Genomic DNA, 20782 nt, shown 5'->3' with positions numbered 1-20782 from the left:
TTGTCCACTCTGCTCGTGGGGGGTGCCGGTCCGCAACCCGGTTACGCTTTGCCCACGCGGTGACCGGTCCGGTCACCGCGTGCTCTGACGCCGCCGCGGGTGCTCGTGCTGGTACCGCCCGGCAGGGCGGTGGCCGCCTGCGGCCTCACCCGATCGCGGCTCGTTCCCGTGCGGTCAGGCTCTGGGTGACGGCCAGCAGCACGACGAAGGCGGCGAGCGCCGCGACGGTCCGCACGTCGTGCCAGGCCTCCCAGCGGGCGAGCCGGTCCGCGTAATCGGCAGGCAGGCCGGTCGCCGCCCAGGTGCGGATCTCGCCGTTGATGGGCACATTGCCGAACCGGGTGACCAGCAGTGCGGTCAGCGCGAGCAGTCCGGCCCCGGCGGCGCCCCAGCGGGCCCGGCCGCGCAGCACCACCGCCCAGACGGCCGAGGACACGATGGTCAGGCCCATGACTGCCTGCATGAAGATGCCGTTCATGTCCATCAGCGCGATCCGGTAGGTCAGGTGCACGTCGATCGGTACGGCGTTGAAGGTCGGCACCACGCAGACCCGGGCGTAGCCGAACGCCCCGGCCAGCAGCCCGGCGCAGAGCAGCGCGACGCCGCCGGCGAGCCGGGCCCGCCTCACCGGTCACCCTCGACGGTCCGGGTGAGCTGGTCGAGCCGCAGCATCCGGCCGTCGTCGGCGACCCGGCCGATCACGTGGATGTCGGTGGCCACCACCGCGCCGCTACGCAACTGTGCGGTGAGCGTGTAGCGGGCGGCCACCTGGTCGCCCCGCGTGAGCGCCTGATGGATGTCGACGTCGACGGCCACGGCGTTGCGGCGCACCGGCCGGATGTGCGCGACGATCCGGTCCCGGTCGAGCGTCAGACCGTCGTTGTGCAGGGTGAACCCCGGGGCGTGGTATCGGTCGAAGACCACGGCCGGTTCCTCGTCTCCGAAGGCCGCCTCCCGGGGGTATCGGGCGAGGTAGTCGGTGAAACTGAGCATCGGCTCCTCCAGTCGACCGGTATAACTCTGACATCCCGTCCAACATACGTGAGCAGGTTAACCTTGACAACGTGTCAGAACTACCGAGACCTCCGCGCCGTCGGCTCCGGGCCGACGCCGAGCGCAGCCGGACCGCCATCATCGACGCGGCGATCATCCTGCTGGGCCGCCGCGCCGACGCGAGCATGGAGGAGATCGCGGCCGCCGCGGGCGTCGCACGCCAGACGGTGTACGCCCACTACCCGTCCCGGGACGCACTGCTCGTCGGGGTCGTCGACCGGATCACGAGGGAGACGGTCGCCGCGCTGGACGCGATCGACCCGGCGACCGGGACCGCAGCCCTGACCCGGTGGCTGACCGTGAGCTGGGAGGTGATCGAGCGATACCCGCTGCTGCTCACCGTTGCGCTGCCGGCCGGCGATCCGGCCGACGAGCACGACCGGCACCTGCCGATCATGCAAAGGCTGGCGGAGATCCTGGCGCATGGCCGCCGGACCGGCGAGTTCACCACCGGGCAGCCGGAGGGCTGGCTGCCCGCGGCCACGATCAGTCTGGGCCACGCCGCCGGCCAGGAGGTCGCCGCCGGCCGGATGACCACGGCCGCGGCCGCAGCGGCCTATCGCGACAGTGTTCTGCGACTGGCAGGTGTCGTGCCCGGCGGGGCGGGGGTCTCGTCGCAGCTGCCGGCGATCCCGCCCGACCAACGCCCCACCGCCTGATCCACGGGCACCGCCGGGGCCGGTGTCAGGCCGGCCCGGTGGCGTCGATGGTGGCCAGGGCTTGCAGGACCGCCGCGCGGGCGCCCGCGCCCAGCGGCCGCAACGGTGCCGGCAGACAGTCGGCGCCGGTCAGGCCCAGGTGCTCGGCGATGACGGCCACCACCCGCAGGCTGCCGTGCGCGGCGAACACCTCGAACAGCGGCCGCAGCCGGTCGGAGGCCGCCCGGGCGGCGGCCGGCGTCGCGGCGCGCACGATCGGCAGCGCCAGGTCGGGCAACGTGCCGCCGATCACCGAATACCAGGCGTCGCAGCCGGCCCGCAGACCGACCGCGGCGACCTGGTCGCCGGAGACGCCGATCCCGACCTGCGGCGGCAGCAGAGCACGCAGAGCGGTCACCCGGTCCCGGGCGATCGCCGGGTCGGCCGGCAGCGGCGGCACCTTGACCGACGCGACGTGCGGGAGCTTTGCGACGGCCGCATACAGCTCGTCGGTGAACGTGAACCCGGTGGTACGCGGATTGTCATACACCACGAGCGGCACCGACAGCGCCGCGGTGACCTGCTCGAACAGGTGATACACCTCGTCGTCGGTCAGCGGATGGTAGGACACCGGGGCCAGCAGCACCGCCGCCACACCGGCCCGCTGGGCGTCGTCGGCGTGTTCCAGGACCTGCCGGGTCCGCAGCGCCCCGATCCCGGCGATCACCGGCACCGCCCCGGCGCTGCGCACGGCCAGGCTCACCGCCCGCGCCCGTTCGGCGCGGGTCAGGTAGACGTAGGAGCCGGTGGAGCCGAGCGCGCCGATGCTGTCGACACCGGCGCCGGCCAGCCGGGTGACCAGTCTGCTGTAGGCGCCCTCGTCGAGGCGGTCGTCGTCGAGCGGGGTGAGCGGGAAGGCGCTCAGGCCGGTGAACACGGGTGTTCCTCCTTCACACGAAACGGTCGAGGCGTACCACCAGGGGCCGATGGTCGGAGACGGCGACGGGCGGGGTCCGTACCTGCACCACCCGGCCCAGCGACGCCACCCCCCGCGGGTCGGCGAGCACATGGTCGAGTTGTGTCTTCGGCGAGGTGCTGGGAAACGTCGCGGCACGGGCCAGAGGACGCCAGCCGGTGAACGCCCGGACCGGGCCGGCCGGCATGTTCAGGTCACCGAGCAGCACCCGCGGTCCCGGCAGCGCCCGCAACGCCCGCACGGCGGCGCGCAGCTGACGCACGTTCCAGCCGGGCACGAACGACAGGTGGGTCGTCGCGACCGTCAGCGGCCCGGCCGGGGTGTCCAGGACGGCGGCCAGCAGCACCCGCGGCTCGTCACGCAGCAACAGCAGACCACCGCCGGGCACGTACACCGGCGACCGCACGGGCGCGCCCGGCAGCTGGGTGACCTGCCACCGCAGCACCGGAAACCGGCTGACCAGGGCGATACCGTACTGGGGGTGGCCGATGTCGGCACCGGAATGCCACGGCTCCCACGTCTGCCCGGGCGTGCCGACGACCGCCGCGGCGAACCGGTGGGTCGCCGCGCCGAGCGCGTCGGCGGCCAGCGCGGTCAGGTCGAGCAACCCGGACCGGGGCTGGGCCCGGTCGACCTCCTGCAGCCCGAGGACGTCGGCGTCGAGGTCGGCGACGGCGGCATGGATCCGGTCGGCGTGTACGGTGCCGTCCGACAGTGATCTGCCGTGCAGCAGGTTGAAGGTGGCCAGGCGCACGTGCCGACCCTAGCCAACGGGATGGAGCCGATGTTCATCAAGGCGTTGTTGTGCCTGGCGTTGCTGTTCATCGCGGGCGCGTCGTTCGGGATCTGGCTGCAGAAGCAGCGCCGCCGGTGATCGCGGCACTGCTGGTCGCGGCGCTGGCGGCCGGCTGGGTCGACGCGGTCGTCGGCGGCGGCGGGCTGCTGCTGTTGCCGGCCCTGCTGGTGGTGGCGCCGCAACTGGGCACGGCGACGGCGCTGGGCACCAACAAGCTGGCGGCGATCTGCGGCACGTCGACGGCGGCGCTCGCCTACGCCCGCCGCACCACGATCGACTGGACGGTGGCGGGCCCGTCGGCCGGCCTGGCCCTGCTGTGCGCCGGAGCCGGAGCGCTGCTGGCCGGGTCGGTGCCCGCCGCCGCGTACCGTCCGGTCATCATCGCCGTGCTGGTCGCGGTGGCCGTGTTCGTGACCGTGCGCCCCCAGATGGGCCTGGTCGAGCACCCCCACAAACGCACCCCCCGGCGCCGCGGCGTGGTCGTCGCGGTGGCCGGCGTCGCGATCGCCCTCTACGACGGGCTGATCGGGCCGGGCACCGGCACGTTCCTGGTGCTGGCGTTCACCGCCGTCGTCGGCGCCGACTTCGTGCACGGATCCGCCATGGCCAAGATCGTCAACACGGCCACCAACCTCGGCGCGCTCGTCGTGTTCGCCGCGACCGGGCACGTCGCCTGGCTCCTCGGCGCCGCCATGGCCGCCGCCAACATCGTCGGCGCCCTGATCGGCGCGCGGATGGCCCTCCGCCGCGGCGCCGGATTCGTCCGGATCGTGCTGCTGGTGGTGGTGCTCACGTTGATCGCCCGCCTGGGATACCTGCACGCCACCTCGGCACAATGAGCCCATGAGCTCCGAGGACCTGAACCAACTGATCGCCGACGTCGAAGACCAGGAACGGCGCCTGGTGTTCCCCACCTTCACCGAGACCGACGCGTGGGCCCTGGGCCGCCTGCTCGTCGACCTCGCCACCCGGCGCGCCCTGCCGGTGGCCCTCGACATCCGCCGCGGCACCCAGCAGCTGTTCCACGCCGCCCTGCCCGGCGCCACCGCCGACAACGACACCTGGATCGAACGCAAGGTCCGCGTCGTCTACCGCTACGCCGCCTCCTCCTACCTCGTCGGGCGCCGCCTCGCCGCCAAGGGCCGCGACCTCGACGCCTCCCAGGGCGTCGACCCCGCCCGATACGCCGCCCACGGCGGCGCCTTCCCGATCCGGGTGCCCGGCGCCGGCGTCATCGGCGTGGTCACCGTCTCCGGGCTGCCGCAAGCCGACGACCACGCCCTCGTCGTCGAGGCGATCGAGACGTTCCTGGCACCCCACTGATCTGCTGACGGCAGACCCCGCTCGGCGTGTCGCCGGCACACCCGGCACGCTGGGCCCATGCGAATTCTCGTCCTCGGTGGCAGTGGTTTCGTCGGACGGTCGATCGCCGAACTGGCGGTCGACCGCGGCGACGACGTGACAGTGCTCAACCGGGGCACCGCCAGCCCCGTCACCGGCACCCGGACACTGACCGGCGACCGGCTGACACCCGCCGGCCTCGACCCACTCGCCGGCACCACCTGGGACGCCGTCATCGACACCTGGTCAGCCGACGCCACCGCCGTCGCCACCGCCGCGACCGCCCTGCACGGCCGCGCCGGCCACTACACCTACATCTCCAGCCGCTCGGTGTACGTCCTGGGCGAGGACCGCCTCGTCCCCGACGACGAACCCGGCTACGCCGGCGACAAACTCCGCGGCGAACAGGCCGCCCACACCTTCGGCGGACCACTGCTCCTGGCCCGCGCCGGACTGATCCTCGGCCCGTACGAGAACATCGGCCGCCTGCCCTGGTGGCTGCACCGGCTGCACCGCGGCGGCCCCACCCTCGCCCCGGCCCCCGCGACCTGCCCCTGCAATACATCGACACCCGTGACCTGGCAGCATTCGTCCTCGACGCCGCCGCCACCGGCCGCACCGGACCCTACGACCTGGTCAGCCCGTCCGGGCACACGACGATGGGCGAGTTCCTCGACACCGCCAACGAGGTGACCGGCGGCCACGCCGACCTGCGATGGCTCGACCCCGACGTCATCCTCGCCGCCGGCATCCAACCGTGGAACCACCTGCCCGTGTGGCTGCCACCGGGCCCCCTGCACACCGCCCTGCACTGCGCCGACGTCTCCCCCGCCCTGGCCGCCGGCCTGCACTGCCGGCCCGTCACCGACACCATCACCGACACCTGGACGTGGCTCACCGGCCTGCCCGACGGCGCACCCCAGCGCGCCGACCGGCCGACCGTCGGCCTCGACCCCCGCATCGAGGCGACCCTGCTGCGCTGACCAGCCGGGCGGGCTAGAGCTGGGCGACCACGTGCCGGCCCGCAGCCCGCCCCGAGAACAGGCAACCACCCAGGAACGTGCCCTCCAACGCGTTGTACCCGTGCACGCCACCACCACCGAACCCGGCGACCTCCCCCGCCGCATACAACCCCGGGATCGGCGTCCCCTCCACGCCCAACGCCCGCGAATCCAGATCCGTCTGGATCCCACCGAGCGTCTTACGGGTCAGCACCTGCAGCCGCACCGCGATCAACGGCCCCGCCGCCGGATCCAACAGCCGATGCGGCACCGACGTACGCCCGAGCCGGTCCCCGAGATAACGCCGCGAATTGTGAATACCCTGAACCTGCGCATCCTTGGACACCTTGTTGGCCATCTGCGCATCCCGGGCCACCACCTGCGACCGCACCGTCTCCACATCGAGCAGCGCACCACCGGTGAGCCGGTTCATCCCCGCCACCAACTCCTCCAGGCCCGCAGCGACCACGAAGTCCGCGCCATGCTCCTTGAACGCCTCCACCGGCCCGGGCGCGCCCTTACCGAACAGCCGCTGCTTGACGAACCCACGCCGGTCCGACGAGGTGATGTCCGGGTTCTGCTCCGACCCCGACAGGGCGAACTCCTTCTCGATGATCCGCTGCGTCAACACGAACCACGAATGGTCGTACTCGGCGATCTCCGGTGTCGTCCGCAGGTACTTCAACGTGCCGAGCGTGTCGTAGCTGGGAAAATAGGGCGCCGGCAGCCGCCGTCCGAGCGCATCCAGCCACAACGGCGACGGCGCCGACAGAATCCGGATCCCGTGCCCCGGCCAGATCGGATTCCAGTTCTGCACACCCTCGGTGTAATGCCACATCCGGTCCCGGTTGACCAACCGCACCCCGGCAGCCTCGGCGATTCCCAACATCCGCCCGTCCACATACGCCGGCACCCCCGTCACCATCGACGACGGGGCCGTGCCCAACCGCTGCGGCCAGTACTCCCGCACCAGATCGTGATTCGCGCCGATCCCACCGGTCGTGACGATCACCGCCTGCGCCCGCAACTCGAAGTCACCGACCTCGTCACGGTTCGACGACACACCCCGCGCAGAGTCATCAGGAGCCAACAGCTTCCCGCGTACGCCGACCGCCGTCCCGTTCTCGATGATCAGCTCGTCCACACGATGCCGGTGACAGAACCGCAACAGCCCGTTCTCCGACGCCGTCACCGCCGCCGCCACGAACGGCGCCACCACCCCCGTGCCCGTACCCCACGTGATGTGGAACCGCGGCACCGAGTTGCCGTGCCCGTCCGCCCGCAGATCACCGCGCTCGGCCCACCCCGCGAACGGCAGCCAGCTCAACCCCAGCGACGACAACCACGCCCGCTTCTCCCCCGCCGCGAACTCCACATACGCCCGCGCCCACTTGACCGCCCACGAATCCTCGTCGGCGAGCCGGTCGAACCCGGCACTGTTACGCCAGTCCGCCCACGCCAGCTCCACACTGTCGGCGATCCGCGCCCGTTTCTGCTCCGGACTGCCGACGAAGAACAACCCACCGAACGACCAGAACGCCTGCCCGCCCAGATTCGCGGCGTTCTCCTGATCGAGCAGAGCCACCGTCTTACCCGCACGGGTGATCTCATGCGCGGCGGCCAGCCCGGCCAGCCCCGCCCCGACCACGATGACGTCGACGTCCACGGCCACTTCCCTCGGATTGCCCTTGGCTGAACCACTCCCCCGCTGAATACGAGAATTTATCGGATTAGCAGCGTGGGGAAACACAGCCACACACCCCGATGTGACCCCCGCCGCCCCGCACAATCCCCCCACCAACCGAACACCACACCGGCAACAATGAACACGTGCCGCCCCCCACCGCCGACCCCGCCGGAACCCGCGACCAGATCGCCGAAACCCGCCCCGGCCTCCTCGACGGATACGACACCGCACTACCCGCCGCCCGCACCGCCATCCTCGCCCGGCTACTGGTCGCCACCGAAACCGAACCCCTCCCCGGCCTGACCACACGCCACCACCACGACGGCCACACCCACGTCCGCTTCGGCGACACCGTCCTGACCTACCCCACCACCGCCGCCACCCCCTTCACCCGACCCACCCCGGCCTCACCGTCACCGTCCGCGGCCGCACCACCGACGACCCCGCCCACCTCGCCGCCACCCTCTGGCCCGGCACCCACCTGGCCACCGAACTCGCCAACAGCGTCGCCAACCTCGCCCTCGCCCACGCCGCCAACCCCACCCCCACCTGGCCCACCAACCCCCAACCCGGCCAAATCGAACAAACCCTCATCGACGGCCACCCCCTACACCCCTGCTGCCGCACCCGCACCGGCATGACCGTCGCCGACCAACTCGCCTACGCCCCCGAACACCACACCATCACCACCCTGCGACGACTACGCGTCCCCACCCACCGATGGCACGGCACCGGCGAACCCGTCCTCTACGCCCACCCCTGGCAAGCCGCCCGCCTGCACCAGCAATACCCGTGGCTCACCGACGACGGACCCACCGGACCCGTACGGCCCCTCATGTCCCTGCGCACCGTCGCCCCCCTCGACGGCAGCGCACACATCAAGACCGCCGTCGACATCCAGATGACCTCCGCCGTACGCACCGTCTCCCCCGCCGCCGTCCACAACGGCCCCCTACTCTCCCGGCTCCTGCAGCACGTCACCCGCGACCTGCCGATCGACGTCCTCGCCGAAACCGACGCCGGCGCCGTCATCACCGACCACGGACCCGACCGGCGCCTCGCCCACCTCATCCGCCAGCCACCCCCCGCCGACGCCATCCCCCTCGGCATCCTCGCCGACAACCCACGACGCTTCGGCGACCCACACCAGATCGTCAAAGACCTCGGCGTCGCCTACTTCGCACCCCTGGCACAACTACTCGACCGCGGCATCGCCCTCGAAGCCCACGGCCAGAACACCCTCGCCGTCATCCACCACGGCCGCATCACCCGCACCCTCTACCGCGACCTCGGCGGCGTCCGCGTCCACCCCGCACGCCTACACGCCGCCGGCTACGACCCACCACCCCTACACGGCGACCTACCCACCGACGACGACACCGAACTACAAACCAAACTCGCCGCCGCCGCCCTCGCCACCGTCGCCCGCCAACTCATCACCAACGCCGACACCGACCCCGAACCCCTCTGGCACCTCATCGCCACCGCCCTCAAAAACCACCCCGACCTGCTCACCCACCCCCTCCCGGTCAAAGCCACCACCGCCATGCGACTGGCCACCGACCCCCTCCACGACCGCTGGACCCACCTGCCCAACCCCATGGCGGCCCACGCATGAGCCACCCGCGGAAGGACCCCCGATGATCCGCCTCGCCACCAGCGGCCGCCTCGCCACAGCCGCCGCCCACACCGAAGCCGCCCTCGCCGTCCACGAACCCCACCTCGTCGACGCGTTCGTCGCCCACCTACCCACCGCCGCCGACACCGTCGGCCGCCGCCTGCGCGCCGCCCTCGTCCGCGAAGACCTCACCCCCGAAACACCCGGCGGCCGCCGCCACGCCTTCCACCGCGTCGAATACCCCGACGCCGGCGTCGCCGACCCCGTCGACCTGCTCACCGGCATCGACACCACCGGCACCTTCGCCGCCGAGATCCGCAACGCCGTCATCAACCTCGCCATCGCCCACGCCCGCGCCCGCGACAACCTCCCCACCGCCGACGACCCCGACACCACCGCCGTACGCCTCGAACGCCTCGCCATCGCCGGCCACAACCTGCACCCCTGCGGCCGCACCCGCCTCGGCTGGGACACCGTCGACGTCCTCGCCCACGACCTCGAAGCCGGCCACACCCGCATCCACTTCGTCGCCGTCCGCGACGACACCCACCTCGGCGACGACCTCGGCACCTTCCTCGGCCTGCAAGCCCCCCAGGGATACCGCCTACAACCCGTCCACGCCTGGCAACTCGACACCGTCCGCACCCGCTACGCCGACCTGTTCATCGACGGCACCCTCCACCACGTCGACCACCACCTCGACGCCATCCCCACCGCCGCTCTCAGAACCCTGCTGCTCCCCGACGGCCGCTACCTCAAACTCAGCCTCGACATCCAGGTCACCTCCACCCGCCGCAGCATCAGCGTCGCCTCCACCCGCAACGGCCCCGCCCTGTCCACCCTGCTCACCCACCTCATCAACGACGACCCCGACGGCCACCGCCTGCTCCTCATGACCGAACCCGCCGGCGCCGCCGTCCCCGCCGGCACCGGCCGCGACCTGTCCGCCATCACCCGCACCGGACTCACCGGCCGCCTCACCCCCGACGAACACCCCATCCCCGGCGGCGCCCTACCCCTGCTCATCGGCGACCTCGTCGACCAGACCGGCGGCAACCCCGCCACCTGGCTCACCGACTACACCCGCCTCCTACTCCCACCCCTACTCCGCCTGCTCACCCACGGCATCGCCCTCGAAGCCCACCTCCAGAACTGCCTGCCCACCTTCATCAACGGCCGACCCCACCGCCTCGCCCTACGCGACCTCGCCGGCCTGCGCCTACACCCCGGCCGCCTCACCACCGCCGGACACACCCTCGACCTGTGGCCCGGCTCCGTCATCACCACCGACGACACCGAAACCCTGCGCGCCAAACTCGGCTACACCGCCCTGCAAGCCCACCTCGGCGAACTCGTCATCCGCCTCGCCGACACCCACAACCTCGACGAACACCACGCCTGGCGCCTCATCCGCCACGTCATCGACGACACCTACTCGTCGCTCGGCTCCGCCGCCTTTGCCGCCGCCGACCATCAGTGGCTCACCGCGAAGACCGTCCCCCACAAAGCCCTCGTCCGGATGCGCCTCGCCGGCACCGGCGACATCCACATCCCCGTCAGCAACCCCCTCCATGACTGACCACCTCACCGCCGCACTACGCCGCCTACCAGCACCCCGCTGCGCCTACCTCTACGACACCACCGCACTACGCGCCCGCGCCGCGACCCTCAAGGCAGCACTACCCCCCAAAACCACCATTTTGTACGCCGTGAAAGCCAACGGGCATCCCGACGTCATCCGCACCCTCGCGTCCGCATGCGACGGCCTCGAAGTCGCATCAGGAGGAGAACTCGCCCTCGCCGTCCAAGCCGGCGCCCGCCGCATCGTCTTCGGCGGCCCCGCCAAAACCGACGCCGAACTCGCCGCCGCTGTTGCTGCGGGCGCCCTGCTCAACGTCGAAAGCCCCCACGAACTGCGCCGCCTCGCCGCACTGGGAGTGACCGCCGACATCTGCCTCCGCATCAACCGCACCGGCAGCCCCCTGACCGGCAGCCACACCATGACCGGCACACCCACCCCGTTCGGCATCGACGAAACCCAACTCCCCCAGGTCCTCGCCGACATCCCCGACGGCCTGCGCGTCATCGGCTTCCACCTGCACGCCGTCTCCAACAACCTCGACGGCACCGCCCACGCCCGCTTCCTCACCGAAGCCATCACCTGGTCTGTCGCAACGGCACGGACCTTCGGCATCGATCTACGCATCGTCAACGCCGGCGGCGGCCTCGGCATCGACTACCTCACCCAGGACGCCATCGACCTCACCCCACTGACGAGCGTCACCGTCCCCGACAACCTCGAGCTCATCCTCGAACCAGGCCGCTACCTCACCGCCGACGCCGGCTGGTACGCCACCGAAGTCCTCGACCTCAAAACCACCCACGGCCGCACCTTCGCCGTACTCCGCGGCGGCACCCACCACTTCCGCCTACCCGCCGCCTGGGGCTACTCCCACCCCTTCACCGTCATCCCCATCGACGACTGGCCCCACCCCTACCCCGCCTCACCATCCGGGACACCCCCGTCGACGCCGTCGGCGAGCTCTGCACCCCCGCGACGTCCTCACCCGCAACCAACACGTCCCCCACCTGCGCACCGGCGACCTACTCCTCTACGCCCGCGCCGGCGCCTACGGCTGGGACATCTCCCACCACGACTTCCTCCGCCACGAACCCCCCACCTTCATCACCCTCTGAACCCTCCGAATCAGGGTCCCCGTCCGGGAAACCACCGGAGGCGCCACCACCACACCACCCACCACGATCATCGATATGACCTTCGGCCTCACCAAAACCGCACTCGTAGCCGCCCCACTGGCCATGACCGCCTACGGCATCGCCCGCATCCTCGGCCGAATCGACGGCCACTACGGCCCCGGCCCCGACTGGCAGATCGCCCACCTGCTCGGCCTCACCGGGATGGTCCTGTTCATCCCCGTGGTCCTCGCCCTGCGCCGCCACGCCACCACCGGCCAAACCCCCGCCACCGGCCACACCGTCACCGACGGCCGCACCACCGGCCGTACCGTCACTACCGGTCGCACCGACCGCACCGACGGCCTCGCCGTCGGCCGCACTCTCGTCACGACCGTCACCGTCACTGCGGCAGTCACCCTGCTCGGCCTGACCGCCACCATCGTCCAGTTCAGCGCCGACATGCTCCTGGCCGTGGCCGCCACCGACCGCGACGACCTGCGCCGCCTCCAGCACGACTTCTCCGACATCCCCGGCATCCAACCGGCCGTCTACGACTTCGGCCCGCTGCTGTTCTTCGTCGGCATCGTCGTCATGGCCGCCCTGGCCACCCGTACCCGCAGCCTGCCCCGGTGGAGCCCCGCCCTCATGCTCGTCGCCGTGCTGCTGCCCACCGCCGACCTCAACCTCATGCCGGCCACCGGCCTGCTCATGCTCGCCGCCCTGTGGCCCCTACGGTCCCGTACCTCCAGCACCGAACCCGCCCTGACGAACACCTGAACAAAGGTGTTCGTCGGCGAAGCCGTCCTTTGAGTTCTGTAGTGCGGCTTGCCGCACTACTTCTAAGGCGTCCTAGGATGAAACAATATCGTCTCGCCAGGGTCGCTGACATCCACCACGGGCGCACCCGGGAACAGGTTGGTCAACTACCGCCGCCCGTCTACCAGCGCTGATCGAACCCAGTGCCGCCACAGGGTGCACGAGCCGCCCTCGCCCTTCGCGATCGAGCTGCCCGAATCGTTGCTGGTGGACCACCGTCACCGCTCGGCGCTCCAGCCTCGAACCCGCACCCCCGACCGGTGCCGAACGACGCACGGCGCCCACTACTGACCGGTCACGACGGAGACAGCGACCGCACCCGGAAACGGGCCTGGGCACCATTGCCGCCTCTCTAACAGCGGTAAACGAACCCAGCCGCGCCACCGGCACGAGCCGCCCCCGCCTCCTCCCCCGGACACCGACACCGAACCGCCGACCGGAAGGCACGCCCCGACCTGACATTGAAGCTCGCCACCCCGCCCACTCTGTGCCGGGTGTCGGTACTGGTGAGAGCGCCTATTGAACTGTCGTGTGTTCCCGGCGCCGGCAAGACCGATGGTCACCCTGTGTTATGAATCGGAGCTGGCAGCGTTCCCTGTAGCCTCGCGTGATGCCGATCGAGATCGTGTTCGAGACCCATGCGCTGAGCGAGGACAACGAGCGTGGCATCGCCACTGGTTGGCTTCCCGGGCGCCTTTGCGATCAGGGCCGCGCCAACGCCGCCGACATGGGCCGACGTCGGCGCGATGACGGCATCGCTGCAGTGTTCACCTCGGACCTGCATCGCGCGGCGGAGACGGCGGAGATCGCGTTCGGCGACACCGACATCCCGATCCTCTATGACTGGCGGCTGCGCGAGTGCAACTTCGGCACCCGCAACGGCTCACCTGGGGCCGAGGTCAAGAAGGACCGCCTCGACTACTGCGATCGTCCCTATCCCGATGGCGAAAGTCATGAGCAGGCGATCGCGCGGGTGGTCGGATTCCTCGCCGACCTGCCGTCCAGGTGGACTGGACGACGCGTCATGCTGATCGGGCACCTCGCGACGTATCGGGCGCTGGAACACGTAACCACCGGCCTGACCGTGCGGGAACTGGTCGCGGCCGATTTCGAATGGCAAGCCCAAGGCTGGGAGTATCGGCTCGCCTGATCGTCATGCAAGGCCGGTTCTGACTGCCGGCTTCGGCGGTGTGGCGGGTGGTGGTGGTGGTGGTGGTGGTGTGGTGGTGGTAGCCGAGTGCGGTGGCGACGATCGGGGCGGGCAGGTCGAGGACGTGCTGACGGATCGCGGCGGCGCGGCCGGCGGTGGCTGGGACGCCGATCTTGTGGACCAGCGCGGACAGTGTGTCGGACCGGAGTGGCTGTCCGGCGCAGCGTCCGGGGAGCAGCCAGCGTGATGCGCGGTTCGTGGCGGTGGCACAAGGGCTGACATTCGGGAAAGTCCCGCTAAGGATGATCTTGCTCGACCTGGCGCTCGACGTCGAGGTGAGCGATCTGATCGCGATGCGTGACCTGGCCCGGCAGACGGTGGTCCCGGCGCTGTCGGCCGGGCCGGTGTTCAGCAGAAGGACCTTCGACGGCAGCGCGGACCTCCTCGATTAAGCGTGGCTGGCGCGCGGGCCACCCTTCAGCTGGCATAGACCGGTCGCGATATGGTGGTCAGGTGGTGGCGTGGCGGGCAGGGATGGTTCTCTGCGTCACCGGGGCCGTCCTGGCGCTGGTGTCGCTGGTGCTGCCCTGGTCGAACGCGATGCCGGAGGAGGAGTGGCCGCCGGTCCTGCAGCCCCGCTATCTCACCGATCTGCCGCCGGCTCAGGGCGGGGGCGCGGTGGTGTTGCTGGCCGCCGTCGGTGCTGGAGCCACGTTCTGTCTCGCGTGGGGCCGGCGGATGCCGCCCGCGTCGCAACTCGCGTTTGTCCTGATCGCGGCGGCGGCAGCGTCGGCCTGGCTGTTCCGGTTCCTGGAGGTCCTGCTGCGGCAGGGCACCATGCAGCCGGACGTATTGGTGGGCGCCGCCGAGGTGTCCACCGGTTACCTGCTCTACGCGGCCGGCCTGGGGCTGGTCCTGCTCGGTGTCGCCGTCTCGGGTACCGCCCCGGTCCTGGTCCGGCTCGGCACCCGGCCGTGGCGGGTCGGCGGCTACCGGATCCTGATGGCTGTCGCAGTGGTCTGCGTGATGCCGGCGCTGACGATGCCGTGGTATGGCAGCGAGGTCCGCTACCCGGACCCGGACGGGCCCACCGAGCTCGACGTCGACGCGTGGCGGCAGCTGTTCCTCGCCGCCGTGCTGATCGGGCTGGCCATGGCGAGCGCGGCGGCGTGGCGGCCGGCCGTCGCCCGGGTGTTCCGGCTGATCGGCCTGATGGCCGCCGTCGCGGCCCTAGTATTCCTGGTCATGGGCCACGAATGGCTGCTGGCCCACGAACCCGCCACGCCCGACTACGTTAAGTTGCCGCCCGACTCGGGTCTGCGCGGCGGCCTCGGCGCATCCGCCGCGCTGGCCCTCGCCTTCCTGCTCCTGCCGCCCGGCCCGGCGCGGCGTCGGTCCGCCTCGGGCTCCTCGGGCTCCGCCGCGGCGTAGACGTGACGCGGCTCGGCGGCGTACGTCCAGGTGAGACCTCTCCCGCGTGACGACCTTGCCGGCCGGTGAGCCCGGTGCTCGAGTGACGCCGACTCATCGACCATGCCCAGGACTCGCTGTGGTGCACAGGAGTGCGGAAAGTTCGCCCTCCCTTGTACGAGGCCTGGTCACGACCATCAGCTGTGCTGCCGCACCGCGGAGACTGCGTGCCGATGCAGCTGCCCGCTGCGGAGTTCACCGGGCGGCGGCTGCGGATACTGCTCGGCGACCAGGCAGGATCACGCTGGCGCCCTGGTCCTGCTCTACGGCATCGGCGCCGCAACGGTCCCCGCTCTCACCACCGCGCATCTGTCCAACCATGCGGGAGGCACCTACCTCAACCTCGGCGGCACCCCAGCGCTACTCCCACCGAGCCTCGCCCGCCTGATTCGATAGCCTCGTCGACCAGCCCCGCCGATTCGATCAGATTGCCGTCCAGCAGAAGCGCGATCTCTTCCCCGGACGGCCTCCCAGCCGGCCGACCAACCCCTACGCCTTCGCTGGCTCCCTGCACCGCCACGGCATTCCCACAGCCGCCAGCCGGAACACCGCCCTGCTCGTCACCTGCTCAGCCGACGCCGATCCGGCTGGCCAGGTCACGCAGCGCTGCAGGGGTGGGATTAGGCGAGTAGAGCAGAGTGGTGACCAGGTCACGGACGCTGGCCCGGTTCACCTCCTCCGGCGCATGACGATAAGCAGCGAGCACCGCGTGCGCGGCCTTGTCGGCCCGGCCGTGACCTGCCCAGGCCCGCGCCGTGTCGACGAGATACCGGCCGTGGCGTTCCGGAGAAGGCAGCAGCGCCGGGTTGACGCCGGCGGCGTGTTTCAGCGCCGTCCCCGTGTTGCCGAGCGCGGTGTGCACGCTGATCTGGTACATCGCCACCGTGGTCGCCGAGAACGGTAGGGCGCTGGCCGGGATGTGGTGGCCGTCCATGTGGGCTGCGGCAGCAGTCGCCTCCAGCAGGTACGCGAGGGCCGTGCTCTGGCTGCCGGCCTGCGCGCTGGTGTACGCCGCGGTGCACAGCAAGTTGCCGTAGGCGGCGACGATCGCCGGGTCCAACTTGTCGATCTCCAGCTGCTGCGCGGTCCCCGTGAGCAGCTCCAGCGCGGCCGCGTGGTGGCCGTCGCGGCGCATAGTGATCGCGAGGATGTGCGTTGCCGCGGTGAGCATCAGCGGATCCCCCGACGCGGCCGCTTCGGTGCGGGCCCGGTCCGCCATCGTCAACGCGATCGCGTCATCGCCGTGTTTCGTCGCCACGTTCGATGCCAGCTGATAGGCGCGCGCCAACAGGCCGGCCGTGCTGTCGCGAACCCGGCCTGTGCTGTGCGCTGCGGTGGCATGCAATCCGGCCAGCAGATCGGGCAGGGCAGCCGCGACAGCGCCGTAGCGGGCGCTGCGGTATGCGCCGCTGGCCGCGTTGACGTCCGCAGTGGCCTGCGCCAGCGTCAACGGTGCGGCCGCCCGGGTCGGTGCCAACATCAGCCGTTCGAGGTGGGCCCCCATGTCGACGGGTGCGACGGCGCCGGCCGGTGACGCACCGGCAAGGGTGGTGAGAGCTGCTGCTCCAACCCCGCCGAACAGGGTCCTCCGTCGCATCGGATCACCACCTCCTGCCCGCAGAGTATCCGCCGCCGACCGCGGGTGCTGGTCGGCTGACCGGGCGTGTCGGGTCAGGCCGACGTACTCAGGGGGATGCCGAGCAGCTCGGCTAGCTTGCGGCGGACGACGACCTGGTCGCCGGGCGGCCCCCCGCGCTCGATGCGCGACATCGTTGAAGGGGAGCAGCCATAGAGCTTGCCCAGCTGGTCGAGGGTGAGGCCGGCAGCCTGGCGGGCAAGGCGGATCACCGCGCCGGGCTGATCGTCGCGAACAGCTTCGGCTAGTTCAGCGGAGACCCACACGTGATGGGTCGACGCGACGAGCGGAGCCTGTGCGTCCATCCCGGGACCGTATCGACTGGGAGTGATCGAGGCACCTCTCCGGGTTTTCACGCTCTGCAAACCGCTGTCAAAGGCTGCACGGCACCTACCGGCAACCGGCTGACGTGCGCGTTGATGGATGCGTCGCGGAACTCGTATCCCGCACCGGCAGAGAGGTGAATCCCATGCTCACCACGGCAGGACGTCTCGGTACGGCCGGTTTCTCGACCGGGCTGCAGTGGGCGGACCCCGGCGAGGCCATCCGCGTCGCCCAGCAGGTCTCCGGCCACGGTGATGTCGTCAAGCAGCCCTGGCTGACCCTGCCGGAAATCGCCGTGCTCGTCCGGCGGCCCGTCATCGTCAACGCGGTCGCCGACCTGATCGGCCCCGACATCGCCCTCGAAGGCGGCTTCCTGCTGACGAAGTGGCCCGGCGCCGATTTTCGGGTGCCGTGGCACCAGGACGGCGCCGGCGCCGACATGGAGCTGGACCCCGAACGGTCGGTGACCGTGTGGATGGCGCTGACCGAGGCGACCGCCGGGAACGGGGCGCTGCGCGTGATCCCCGGCTCCCACATGCACGGCTACCTGCCGACCCGTCGAGAAGACCCGCACGGCGGCCAGCACGGCCGTGCGCTCACCACCGACGTACCGCCCGGCGGCCCCAGTGCCGTCGTGGCCGAACTGGCCGCCGGGCAGGCGCTGGCAATGGACATGCGGCTGCTGCACTCCAGCCCGCCGAACACGTCCGGCCGGCCCCGGATCGGACTGAACCTGCGCTACGTCGCCCCCGGCGCGGTGCTCCGCCGCAACGGCCAAGAACCCCAGCTGTACCCGATCGCCGGGCCCAGCTGGTAAGTCCCACACCGAGCAAGGAGGAAACGAACCATGAGCGTGCTCGAATCCATCCTCTCCAGCTCCACCCCCCGAACCCGTATCCAGGTGCTCACGGGTGAGAGCAGCGACCCGGCCCGCCGCGGTGATAAGACGGTCGTGGCGTTCAGTGACTGCCGCTACCGGTGCGACGACTTCGCCACCCTGGTCGCGTGCGTCGACGCCATCAAGGACTCCGACGACAAGCTCCGGGCCCGCCCGAGGACCTCATGCTGTGGGACTGGGACAACACGTACGTCGAGTTTGACAACCCGGACACCCCCGGCGTGGGCGGCGGCACCGTGTACCTCGGCGTCGCCTGGTACGACCAGGAGTTCTTCACCGAGCGCGGCGGTGCCGGCTTCTCCCGGATGCACCGGAAGGTCTACGAGATGATCGGCATCCCGGAGTCGGCCATCACCATCGAGCACTTCCTGTGCGCCGAGGTGGCCGAGTTCAAGGCGACCGAGGATGCCCCGGACTCGCCGGCCGCGCTCACGGCCGGCGTGACGATCTGATCATTCCGCCGCGCACAGCAGCCGCCCGCCTCGTACTTCGGTACGGGGCGGGCGGCTGCGTCCCCAGGTCAGGACGCGCGGCCGCTGACCGGCTCGGCCGCGACGAACTCCGGCACCGTCGCCCATCGGCGCCCCACAGCGGCCGTCACCGCGGCGGTCACCAGCAGCAGCACACCGGCGCCGGCGAACGCGGTGACCGGCGCCGCATCAACCGCCATCGGAAGGGTCAGCATGCCCACGGTGCCCGCAGTCCGGATCACCGTCTGGTCGACGGTCATCAGCCGCAGCCGCTCCTGCTTACCGAACTCAGACAGCCGCGTCCGCAACGTGACCGCGGCCGCCGGGGTGGCCAGCCCGGCGATGAACCCGACGGCCAGCACGACCGGCATCGACGGGGCAATCCCGTACCCGAACAACGTCAGCCCGGCCACCATCCACGCCCCGCAGTACACCGACAGCCAGTGGCCCAGCTGGAGATTGCCGATCAGAAGATTCCCGGCCAGCGCCCCGGCACCGACCGCCGCCAGCGCAAGCCCGTACCCAGCGGCGCCCTGGCCGAGCTGGACCGCGAGCAGCGCGGGCAGCCCAACCGCGCTGACGGCGGCCACGAAGAAGCCCATCCCGTGCAGGCAGACCGCGAGCGTCACGTCCGGGTGGCGGCGCAGCACCGGCCACGCCGCCGGCGCCGGCTCCCCGCCCCCAGCACCGCGGCGGCCAGCCCGGACGCGGCCGCGACCCGGGCGGTGCGGCGGGCGTGGGCATGCAGCCACCACATCGCCACGGCCGACACCGCGAACGTGACCCCGTCCAGCGCGAACAGCTGCACCTCAGAGACGGCCAGCAGGATCAGGCCGACCGCGCCGGGCCCGGCGATCGCCGCGATCCGCGTCGTCAGGTCCAGCAGCCCGATCACCTGCCGCACCTGCCCCGGCTCGACCAGATCCGGCACCAGGGCGCCCAGATTCGGGCCGAACAGGGCCCCGAACGTGCCCAGCACGAACACCATCGCCAGCAGCACCGCCAGGCCACCGCCGTCCGGCGACCACAGCAACGGCAGCGCGCACGCCGCCGCGGCTCGGCCGGCATCCAGCCAGCCGAGCGCCCGGTACGACGAGAACCGGGCGACGAGGTCCCGGCCGAACGTGCCGATCAGGATGTACGGGATCGACTCGACCACCGCGGCGACACCCATCCACGTCGCCGAGCCGGTCGACTCGTACACCACCCACATCACCGCGAGCCCGTACAGCCGGTCGCCGAGCACGCTCAGCGCCGCCGACGACCACAGCACCAGCACCGAACGCTTCCGCAGCAGTTGCAGGTAACCCACGGGCGCCATACCTCACAAGATCGGGCGGTCACGGACCGGGCAAAGCAATCCCCGGCCGCGAACGAACGCGACCAGGGCACCGCGGAAACCTAGCGGCTCCCGGACGCCCGCAGGGGCCCTGACACACCTCCGGCGGAACCTGTCACCCATCCGCGCGTGTGAAAGGTGATCAATGGACAGCAACCGTCATTTCACGCAGCAGGCCGACCACTGGCACCGGTGGGCACCCCACTACGACGCTGACTCCGCCGGCCACCTCGAGCCCGCCCCCGCTGTGCAGTCCTGCACGAGCTGGCAGGCGACGGGCCCGCCCTCAAGCTCGGTATCGCACGGATCGCCGACATGGCCGACTTCCGGCCACCCGCACCGTTCCCGTTCCCGCTGGTCTACGTCGCCGCGTCGACGTTCTACCTGCTCGGCAGCGCCGAACGGCAACTGAGCTGCCTGAAGGCCGTCGCCGGCACCCTCGCCCGCAGTGTCGCGATATGCGGCAGGCGTCCAGCAGCATCATGAGCGGTCACAGCCACATCCAACCCGACGCCCCCGGCCGTCCGGATTGCCCCGGGCAACTACGGAAAGTGATGGAAGGACGTGACTGGCGGGCGAACTCGCGACAGTTGAATAGGCGGGTCTCACCAGTACCGACACCCGCGCTGCGGCAGACCCTGCCCTCAAAAGGTGTCCGGACGCGGCTGCGAAGGGCTACGAGCGCAGTGCCGGTCAGCCGGTGCTGTAACACGCCGCTGTCGTAGCGGCGGCCGAGGACTCAGGCCGGCTCCGGCAGGGACGGCTCCCCTCGCGCGGCGTATCGCCACGCGGCCGGTATCGTCCGGACGCTCCATCTGGCCACGGCCGTTGCGGTGACACCCGAACCGGCATCGCCACATCTCCGTAGCCAC

At 71.1% G+C, this 20782-nt stretch carries 24 protein-coding genes and 2 pseudogenes; 16 read left to right on the top strand and 10 right to left on the bottom strand.

Translation table 11 applies throughout. From position 1 onward, the window contains the following. Window positions 1–145 precede the first annotated feature (145 nt). Both ACQPZW_RS23150 and ACQPZW_RS23145 read right to left on the bottom strand, forming a co-directional pair. Window positions 146–628 carry an anthrone oxygenase family protein gene (locus ACQPZW_RS23150; protein ID WP_433797017.1) on the bottom strand — a complete coding sequence of 161 codons (483 nt, stop codon included), beginning with the start codon at window positions 626–628 and terminating at the stop codon, window positions 146–148. Then, window positions 625–993, bottom strand: a complete 369-nt coding sequence (locus ACQPZW_RS23145) for a nuclear transport factor 2 family protein (RefSeq protein WP_433797016.1) — start codon at window positions 991–993, stop codon at window positions 625–627. The genes ACQPZW_RS23150 and ACQPZW_RS23145 overlap by 4 nt, the downstream gene beginning before the upstream one ends. 71 nt (window positions 994–1064) lie before the next feature. Between ACQPZW_RS23145 and ACQPZW_RS23140 the strand changes: the two genes are divergently transcribed. Next, complete coding sequence (locus ACQPZW_RS23140) at window positions 1065–1712, top strand: TetR/AcrR family transcriptional regulator (RefSeq protein ID WP_433797015.1); 648 nt, start codon at window positions 1065–1067, stop codon at window positions 1710–1712. A gap of 25 nt (window positions 1713–1737) precedes the next feature. On the opposite strand, the gene ACQPZW_RS23135 is transcribed toward ACQPZW_RS23140, so the two are convergent. Together ACQPZW_RS23135 and ACQPZW_RS23130 are read right to left on the bottom strand one after the other, a co-directional pair. Beyond that, entirely contained in the window at window positions 1738–2628 is an 891-nt protein-coding gene (locus ACQPZW_RS23135) for a dihydrodipicolinate synthase family protein (protein ID WP_433797014.1), read from the bottom strand. Window positions 2629–2641: 13 nt separating this feature from the next. Beyond that, entirely contained in the window at window positions 2642–3421 is a 780-nt protein-coding gene (locus ACQPZW_RS23130) for an endonuclease/exonuclease/phosphatase family protein (RefSeq protein WP_433797013.1), read from the bottom strand. A 116-nt stretch (window positions 3422–3537) separates the two neighbouring features. Here ACQPZW_RS23130 and ACQPZW_RS23125 point away from each other — a divergent pair, with 116 nt between their 5' ends. The 3 genes and pseudogenes from ACQPZW_RS23125 to ACQPZW_RS23115 all read left to right on the top strand — a co-directional run bounded on the left by ACQPZW_RS23125 (window position 3538) and on the right by ACQPZW_RS23115 (window position 5787). Then, on the top strand, window positions 3538–4302 hold the full coding sequence (locus ACQPZW_RS23125) for a sulfite exporter TauE/SafE family protein (protein WP_433797012.1): 765 nt from the start codon (window positions 3538–3540) through the stop codon (window positions 4300–4302). Between the two features lie 4 nt (window positions 4303–4306). After that, window positions 4307–4786 carry a heme-degrading domain-containing protein gene (locus ACQPZW_RS23120; RefSeq protein ID WP_433797011.1) on the top strand — a complete coding sequence of 160 codons (480 nt, stop codon included), beginning with the start codon at window positions 4307–4309 and terminating at the stop codon, window positions 4784–4786. Between the two features lie 57 nt (window positions 4787–4843). Continuing rightward, window positions 4844–5787, top strand: a pseudogene (locus ACQPZW_RS23115) (NAD-dependent epimerase/dehydratase family protein). 13 nt (window positions 5788–5800) lie between these two features. Here the strand turns inward: ACQPZW_RS23115 and ACQPZW_RS23110 are convergent. Further along, window positions 5801–7471 (bottom strand): FAD-binding dehydrogenase, encoded by a 1671-nt coding sequence (locus ACQPZW_RS23110; protein WP_433797010.1) that lies wholly within the window; start codon window positions 7469–7471, stop codon window positions 5801–5803. Window positions 7472–7635: 164 nt separating this feature from the next. Here ACQPZW_RS23110 and ACQPZW_RS23105 point away from each other — a divergent pair, with 164 nt between their 5' ends. From ACQPZW_RS23105 to ACQPZW_RS23090, 4 genes and pseudogenes are all read left to right on the top strand, one after another. After that, complete coding sequence (locus ACQPZW_RS23105; RefSeq protein WP_433797009.1) at window positions 7636–8133, top strand: hypothetical protein; 498 nt, start codon at window positions 7636–7638, stop codon at window positions 8131–8133. After that, a complete protein-coding gene (locus ACQPZW_RS23100) occupies window positions 8070–9110 on the top strand; it encodes an IucA/IucC family protein (RefSeq protein WP_433797600.1) in 1041 nt (346 codons plus the stop codon). Before ACQPZW_RS23105 ends, ACQPZW_RS23100 begins: the two co-directional genes overlap by 64 nt. Window positions 9111–9132: 22 nt before the next feature. Next, window positions 9133–10689, top strand: a complete 1557-nt coding sequence (locus ACQPZW_RS23095; protein WP_433797008.1) for an IucA/IucC family protein — start codon at window positions 9133–9135, stop codon at window positions 10687–10689. Beyond that, window positions 10682–11386 (top strand): annotated as a pseudogene (locus ACQPZW_RS23090) (alanine racemase); the annotation flags it as partial. The gene ACQPZW_RS23095 and the pseudogene ACQPZW_RS23090, both read left to right, overlap by 8 nt. Here the strand turns inward: ACQPZW_RS23090 and ACQPZW_RS23085 are convergent. Beyond that, complete coding sequence (locus ACQPZW_RS23085) at window positions 11309–11494, bottom strand: hypothetical protein (protein WP_433797007.1); 186 nt, start codon at window positions 11492–11494, stop codon at window positions 11309–11311. The pseudogene ACQPZW_RS23090 and the gene ACQPZW_RS23085 overlap by 78 nt on opposite strands. Window positions 11495–11882: 388 nt before the next feature. Here ACQPZW_RS23085 and ACQPZW_RS23080 point away from each other — a divergent pair, with 388 nt between their 5' ends. From ACQPZW_RS23080 to ACQPZW_RS23060, 5 genes are all read left to right on the top strand, one after another. Next, window positions 11883–12584 carry a hypothetical protein gene (locus tag ACQPZW_RS23080; RefSeq protein WP_433797006.1) on the top strand — a complete coding sequence of 234 codons (702 nt, stop codon included), beginning with the start codon at window positions 11883–11885 and terminating at the stop codon, window positions 12582–12584. Window positions 12585–13233: 649 nt separating this feature from the next. Beyond that, window positions 13234–13773 (top strand): histidine phosphatase family protein, encoded by a 540-nt coding sequence (locus tag ACQPZW_RS23075; protein ID WP_433797005.1) that lies wholly within the window; start codon window positions 13234–13236, stop codon window positions 13771–13773. Between the two features lie 70 nt (window positions 13774–13843). Next, window positions 13844–14020 (top strand): hypothetical protein, encoded by a 177-nt coding sequence (locus tag ACQPZW_RS23070; RefSeq protein WP_433797004.1) that lies wholly within the window; start codon window positions 13844–13846, stop codon window positions 14018–14020. Between the two features lie 55 nt (window positions 14021–14075). Beyond that, window positions 14076–14225, top strand: a complete 150-nt coding sequence (locus tag ACQPZW_RS23065) for a hypothetical protein (RefSeq protein WP_433797003.1) — start codon at window positions 14076–14078, stop codon at window positions 14223–14225. Window positions 14226–14286: 61 nt separating this feature from the next. Continuing rightward, window positions 14287–15204 (top strand): hypothetical protein, encoded by a 918-nt coding sequence (locus ACQPZW_RS23060; RefSeq protein WP_433797002.1) that lies wholly within the window; start codon window positions 14287–14289, stop codon window positions 15202–15204. Window positions 15205–15811: 607 nt separating this feature from the next. Here the strand turns inward: ACQPZW_RS23060 and ACQPZW_RS23055 are convergent. Beyond that, window positions 15812–16840 (bottom strand): hypothetical protein, encoded by a 1029-nt coding sequence (locus ACQPZW_RS23055; protein ID WP_433797001.1) that lies wholly within the window; start codon window positions 16838–16840, stop codon window positions 15812–15814. A 74-nt stretch (window positions 16841–16914) separates the two neighbouring features. Continuing rightward, window positions 16915–17184, bottom strand: a complete 270-nt coding sequence (locus tag ACQPZW_RS23050) for a helix-turn-helix domain-containing protein (protein WP_433797000.1) — start codon at window positions 17182–17184, stop codon at window positions 16915–16917. A gap of 164 nt (window positions 17185–17348) precedes the next feature. On the opposite strand from ACQPZW_RS23050, the gene ACQPZW_RS23045 reads away from it, so the two are divergent. Further along, window positions 17349–18020, top strand: coding sequence for a phytanoyl-CoA dioxygenase family protein (locus ACQPZW_RS23045; protein ID WP_433796999.1), 672 nt, complete (start codon window positions 17349–17351; stop codon window positions 18018–18020). Between the two features lie 245 nt (window positions 18021–18265). After that, on the top strand, window positions 18266–18553 hold the full coding sequence (locus ACQPZW_RS23040) for a hypothetical protein (protein WP_433796998.1): 288 nt from the start codon (window positions 18266–18268) through the stop codon (window positions 18551–18553). Between the two features lie 68 nt (window positions 18554–18621). On the opposite strand, the gene ACQPZW_RS23035 is transcribed toward ACQPZW_RS23040, so the two are convergent. After that, entirely contained in the window at window positions 18622–19221 is a 600-nt protein-coding gene (locus ACQPZW_RS23035) for a hypothetical protein (RefSeq protein WP_433796997.1), read from the bottom strand. Continuing rightward, window positions 19197–19892 (bottom strand): MFS transporter, encoded by a 696-nt coding sequence (locus ACQPZW_RS23030; protein ID WP_433796996.1) that lies wholly within the window; start codon window positions 19890–19892, stop codon window positions 19197–19199. The genes ACQPZW_RS23035 and ACQPZW_RS23030 overlap by 25 nt, the downstream gene beginning before the upstream one ends. 333 nt (window positions 19893–20225) lie before the next feature. Here ACQPZW_RS23030 and ACQPZW_RS23025 point away from each other — a divergent pair, with 333 nt between their 5' ends. After that, window positions 20226–20396, top strand: a complete 171-nt coding sequence (locus ACQPZW_RS23025; RefSeq protein WP_433796995.1) for a hypothetical protein — start codon at window positions 20226–20228, stop codon at window positions 20394–20396. Window positions 20397–20782 lie beyond the last annotated feature (386 nt).

This window comes from Actinoplanes sp. CA-252034, assembly GCF_050956125.1.
In the GTDB taxonomy this organism is placed as follows: domain Bacteria; phylum Actinomycetota; class Actinomycetes; order Mycobacteriales; family Micromonosporaceae; genus Actinoplanes.
Note: the sequence above shows the minus strand (reverse complement) of the source record. Positions and strands in the feature narration are given on the sequence as shown.

Bases quoted from the DNA above. Each gene is read 5' to 3' on its own strand.
- ACQPZW_RS23095 (WP_433797008.1), top strand. From the start codon at position 9,133: ATGATCCGCCTCGCCACCAGCGGCCGCCTCGCCACAGCCGCCGCCCAC.
- ACQPZW_RS23055 (WP_433797001.1), bottom strand. From the start codon at position 16,840: ATGCGACGGAGGACCCTGTTCGGCGGGGTTGGAGCAGCAGCTCTCACC.
- ACQPZW_RS23075 (WP_433797005.1), top strand. From the start codon at position 13,234: ATGCCGATCGAGATCGTGTTCGAGACCCATGCGCTGAGCGAGGACAAC.
- ACQPZW_RS23065 (WP_433797003.1), top strand. From the start codon at position 14,076: ATGATCTTGCTCGACCTGGCGCTCGACGTCGAGGTGAGCGATCTGATC.
- ACQPZW_RS23080 (WP_433797006.1), top strand. From the start codon at position 11,883: ATGACCTTCGGCCTCACCAAAACCGCACTCGTAGCCGCCCCACTGGCC.
- ACQPZW_RS23050 (WP_433797000.1), bottom strand. From the start codon at position 17,184: ATGGACGCACAGGCTCCGCTCGTCGCGTCGACCCATCACGTGTGGGTC.
- ACQPZW_RS23145 (WP_433797016.1), bottom strand. From the start codon at position 993: ATGCTCAGTTTCACCGACTACCTCGCCCGATACCCCCGGGAGGCGGCC.
- ACQPZW_RS23045 (WP_433796999.1), top strand. From the start codon at position 17,349: ATGCTCACCACGGCAGGACGTCTCGGTACGGCCGGTTTCTCGACCGGG.
- ACQPZW_RS23030 (WP_433796996.1), bottom strand. From the start codon at position 19,892: ATGGCGCCCGTGGGTTACCTGCAACTGCTGCGGAAGCGTTCGGTGCTG.
- ACQPZW_RS23040 (WP_433796998.1), top strand. From the start codon at position 18,266: ATGCTGTGGGACTGGGACAACACGTACGTCGAGTTTGACAACCCGGAC.
- ACQPZW_RS23120 (WP_433797011.1), top strand. From the start codon at position 4,307: ATGAGCTCCGAGGACCTGAACCAACTGATCGCCGACGTCGAAGACCAG.
- ACQPZW_RS23025 (WP_433796995.1), top strand. From the start codon at position 20,226: ATGGCCGACTTCCGGCCACCCGCACCGTTCCCGTTCCCGCTGGTCTAC.